The sequence below is a fragment of the Microcystis sp. M53602_WE12 genome (assembly GCF_030065455.1).
Lineage (GTDB): Bacteria > Cyanobacteriota > Cyanobacteriia > Cyanobacteriales > Microcystaceae > Microcystis > Microcystis aeruginosa.
Genome location: NZ_JASJFB010000720.1, coordinates 1 through 4337, shown reverse-complemented (window position 1 = coordinate 4337; position 4337 = coordinate 1). Strand labels below are relative to the sequence as shown.

The 4337-nt window shown below is 37.3% G+C and carries 4 protein-coding genes and 2 pseudogenes; all 6 read right to left on the bottom strand.

The annotated features are described in order from the left end of the window. Positions 1-84: pseudogene (locus PX482_RS22310) on the bottom strand (transposase); the annotation flags it as partial. Between the two features lie 141 nt (positions 85-225). Beyond that, a pseudogene (locus PX482_RS22305) lies at positions 226-636 on the bottom strand (PQQ-dependent sugar dehydrogenase); the annotation flags it as partial. 73 nt (positions 637-709) lie between these two features. After that, the gene (locus tag PX482_RS22300) at positions 710-1669 is read right to left on the bottom strand and encodes a NodZ family protein (RefSeq protein WP_106908760.1); all 960 of its coding nucleotides are present in this window, start codon (positions 1667-1669) and stop codon (positions 710-712) included. A gap of 58 nt (positions 1670-1727) precedes the next feature. Beyond that, positions 1728-1913, bottom strand: a complete 186-nt coding sequence (locus tag PX482_RS22295; protein ID WP_002762436.1) for a hypothetical protein — start codon at positions 1911-1913, stop codon at positions 1728-1730. Between the two features lie 239 nt (positions 1914-2152). Beyond that, a complete protein-coding gene (locus tag PX482_RS22290) occupies positions 2153-2935 on the bottom strand; it encodes a DUF3226 domain-containing protein (protein WP_002762437.1) in 783 nt (260 codons plus the stop codon). Next, a complete protein-coding gene (locus PX482_RS22285) occupies positions 2932-4116 on the bottom strand; it encodes an AAA family ATPase (RefSeq protein ID WP_002762438.1) in 1185 nt (394 codons plus the stop codon). Before PX482_RS22285 ends, PX482_RS22290 begins: the two co-directional genes overlap by 4 nt. Between the last annotated feature and the right edge of the window lie 221 nt (positions 4117-4337).

Here is a 4337-nt window from a genome sequence, read left to right as displayed (position 1 = left end):
GATGAATTGTACTGTACGAATAGCTTCATCAATGGCAGAACACTGACTTGGTTTGACCACGGCTTTCATTTCTAAGACAATCATTGTTTATCGACCTCAAACAACTTATTTTATATTAACCTGTACAGCATAGATTGTCAAGATTTTAGTCGTGCTTCGCTGTTTTATATTGGTCGGGGTTTCATCCCGTCGCTAAGTGCGAGGGTCTTCACCCCGACATTTGAGATAAACCGCACGAGCGACGCGGGTACGATTAGCCTCCTGGTCTCCGTGGGCATAAGTTAGATAAATCCAGCGATTTTGGGCAAATTGGGGATGAATTGCCACATCGAGCAGTCCTCCTTGTCCGACGGCAAAAACTTCGGGAACTCCAGCGATGGCTTTTGGGTCTAATTTACCCTCTCTAACTACTCTTAAACGACCGGGGCGCTCTGTGATGAGGATTTCCCCGTTAGGTAGCCAAACCATCGACCAAGGATGCTCTAAACCCTCGATTACGGTCACTTTTTGCCATTGATTTCTCTGGGAATTATTCGCCGAAGTTAATACATTTGCACCTTGACAACCGGAGATAATTATGGTATGTAAAACGCTAGATACTAAAGGCGAGAAAAGGCGATTGAGAGAATTAAGCATTAGTTGGTAACTCCCCAAGTTTGCCATGGCATAGACATCATTAAGGTTGGTTCGGGTTAATTGCTCGTACAAACTATTTGGCAATACCTCTAATTTTCGCTTTTACTTTTTCAATGAATGAAGAAGAATTCACATCGTGGAGATGTTGTTTACTGGCTTTACTTAGGATTGATGCCACTAAACCAAAGGAGGACTGAGAAGAAAAAATCAAATCATTACAACTGGCTAACAAATACATATCCATTAATGCTTCTATGCCATTTTGAACGCGATCAGGACATTGATCCCAGTTCTGGTGCATTCTTTCTCCCGATGGTGGAAACCATTTTGGTGTGGTGATAATATTTGGGAACTCCTCTTGAAATTTTTCAACAACTTCTTGAGAATCTGTAGCCAAGAAAATGCTGTTAAATTTATTGTTTTTGTTGATTTTTTTAGTATTAGTAATTAGCTTATCTAAAGGAATCTTCATGTCTGTGTATCTGACATGAACGCCTAGGGTATTCACTCCAAAGTAAGATGATCGGAAATCTTCGATAGACTGAACAATTTCAGGTTTCAGGCTTAGATGAGAGTTTAATACCTGTTTGATAATAGTACGATCATCCATTTTTGCCAAGTAATCGAACTTCCCATGAAAAAGTTGTCTCATCTGGTTGATTTTATGAGTATAGGCACAGAAAACCAGAATCTCACTCTCATAATTTGTTCTAGATAATTCAACCGACATAGATTGATCCGAAATCCTTAAATCTTTTCTTAGTCCACCAAAAGATTGATCTAACTTATCAATCCATATCTCAGGATAGACAGACTTGGTATCAGGTATAGATTCTACTGAAACGGTCTTTGGACAGTTAAAAAATAGAGGGAAGGAGTTGATATCGTCATGACAATAAGTATTATCCCGCCAATCAATAACTAACTGGCGATTACTAATTTCACTATAGATTATTGCACCACAGGCGGCCAGAATTCGGTTTCCCATGCCAGAGGAACCTTTACAAATCAGAAATTTTCTAGAGCTATTCATATTTTCTATTAAGTATCTACTAAACTATAAACCTAGGCGACGGCGAGTTTTTTTCAAACTAAAGGGAGAGTGAGCCATAAATAGCTTCACAAATTCTAGGCGACGCAGATAGAATCTGTTGGGTTAAACCCTTTAAAACTTCCTTGAGTAGATCGGGACGAGTAAAAACTGTTAAAATAACTGGCGGCAAATAACTAGGTAAAGGCATCTCATCAAGAGACATTGGTAAATTTGTTAAATTCATAGACTACCGCAAAACAAAATTTTTAACATCTGTACAAATCACGCCCTATATATTAACACCTTAATTTGAGTTTGTCAAGCTTAATTACACTTCGATAACTCCCAGCTAGAATTGTTTGACCTTAACTTGAGAGAAAACTTTTATTATAATGTTCGGATATACTGTCTCCTTTGCCTGACCACTTATTAACCATAACTTCCTAGTTGGTAACTCTCCAAGTTTTCAGCAGATCAATATAATTATATTGACTCCATTTTGAGGAGTTGTTTTAGAAAAGTTAAGAGATTTTCTAGTGATGGTATTTGCGTTAAAGTTTGCTCGCTAATCCACCGATCATCAGAAATAGTTGCGGTGTTGGTTTTTCCCGGTTTAAGAATACTAGCAATGGCGGCAATAGTGGCTTTTTCTTTATCAAAAGGTTTCCAGCCAATTTGACTAATTTCCTCCTCAGAAAACTGTTGAATATATGCTTTTGCCCTCTTCATATATTCAGGATAGGCGATTTTTCCACAATCACAAAGTAGGGTATCTAAGACACCTTGATCAACATTATTAGGCAGTATGTATAATCCGACTCTTGGTTTATTTTCTTGAATAGTTCCCGTGGCAGCTACTACCCTGGGAAAGTCGGGAAAATATTCCCGAAAACCCTGATGATATTTACGAGCAACTTCTGCCGGGTTATCTTTATCCGCATCGGCAATAACGGCAAAAGCTGATAATTCATTGTTATAATCCATATCGGCAAGTTTATTGGTTAAATTTTTAATTAATTCACTGCCACCCCCGGCATAAATTGCCACGGATAAAGTCTCAGTATAAAGAATAGATGGCATATCGAGTCTGATGTAAAGTTTTCCAGTTTTAGGAGGAGGATATTTCGGAATAAATTTTTTCCAAATTGGTTCTAGATTTGAGAGTTCTTCACATTTAGAAAACCCCAGAAGTTTACACATAACTTTCACCAGAAAAGCTTGATCATGATTACCTTCCACTCCAATCAATATATGTTCTCGACTCACCAACGAACCTCCTGTCCTAAGTCTTCTCGTAAGCTTTTTAATCGAGTCCAATCATGTCTAACTACTCTAGTATAATTTTCCTTTGGTTCGAGACGATAAAGCACCAAATCTGATTCTCGTTCAGTAACTTCTAACAGAGCATCAACAGCTTCTAGACTGTGGGTAGTAGCAAACAGTTGTACATTCATTTTTTGACACCATTTAACTAACCAATTAAAAGAACTTTGCAGTGCCTCTGTATGAATAGCTGATTCTAATTCATCAATGAATAAAATTCCACCTTTAACACTGGCAAGTTTGAGGGCGATATGAAGTAAGCGACGCACCCCATCACCAAAGGTACTAACGGGGACAAGTCCCAATTTTTCATGTTGAATATAAATATTAAATCTGGAAGATAAAGAATGAGGCGGTAAGAGAATTTCTAAGTCAGAAATATTACTGTCCATTTGACGTAGTAAATCGATAACATCTGTTTTAAAATTGGCAAATCTCACTTCTGAAAGTAATCGAAATTGACCAATATCAGAACGATGAGAAGCGGGACTAACCAGAGAAGTTAGTAAGCTAGGTTCTTTTTTTCCCGATAGTCTAGAGAGAGGGCTATTTTCCCAAAGTTGATAGTTTTCTTTCAGGGGATTTTGGGGATAATTAATTAAACTTATTAATTGTTCTTGAGCCAGAAATACTGTTATCGATAAATTTATACCTTTTCTTGTTTCCCATAAATCTTCATTATTATCGATTAAATCTTCGTTTTCTTCGCTAATTATCTCATTAGGATGAAGCTTGTCTTCGGGATTGTCAATTAAAATAATTCCTTCGAGTTCTTCATAAATTGCCTCAATTTTCTGAACTTTAAAGGAGCCATTTCCTGTGATTGATATAACCCCGTGATTAAGTTTTTCTTGCTCAATCATTGCATCGTGGGTAAATAACCACTGTAGGGAATCTAGATAAGGAGTCCGAGAAACTCTGTACTCTTGTTCTCTTTGTCTAGCAGTATTTAGCCAAACTTTTAGATCTAAGGGATGACAGTAAATAGATAACGCTTCGAGAACGCTGGTTTTTCCCGAATTATTAATTCCCACAAGCAGGTTAATCTGTCCGAGATTCTTTAGCTCAAGCTCTCGCAGTCCTCTAAACTGGTGAATGGTAATGTTTTCTAGGCTTTTAGTCATAAACTTAGTTTAGCTGAAAAGGGTGACAAAAAACTAAGTTATCTCCTCAAATGTATTGAAGTTTTAATTTAATCAACTTCTGGTTCTTCGTTACTTAGTATGGTTCGATAGGGGGGCATAAATCGACTAAATCCTTATCTGGCAAGAGACTTAATTGATTAGTTCGCTCTAGATCAAAAATAATTGACAAAAATCGCCAAATGCCTTTCTATATAAGGGTT

Bases quoted from the DNA above. Each gene is read 5' to 3' on its own strand.
- PX482_RS22300 (WP_106908760.1), bottom strand. From the start codon at position 1,669: ATGAATAGCTCTAGAAAATTTCTGATTTGTAAAGGTTCCTCTGGCATG.
- PX482_RS22295 (WP_002762436.1), bottom strand. From the start codon at position 1,913: ATGAATTTAACAAATTTACCAATGTCTCTTGATGAGATGCCTTTACCT.
- PX482_RS22285 (WP_002762438.1), bottom strand. From the start codon at position 4,116: ATGACTAAAAGCCTAGAAAACATTACCATTCACCAGTTTAGAGGACTG.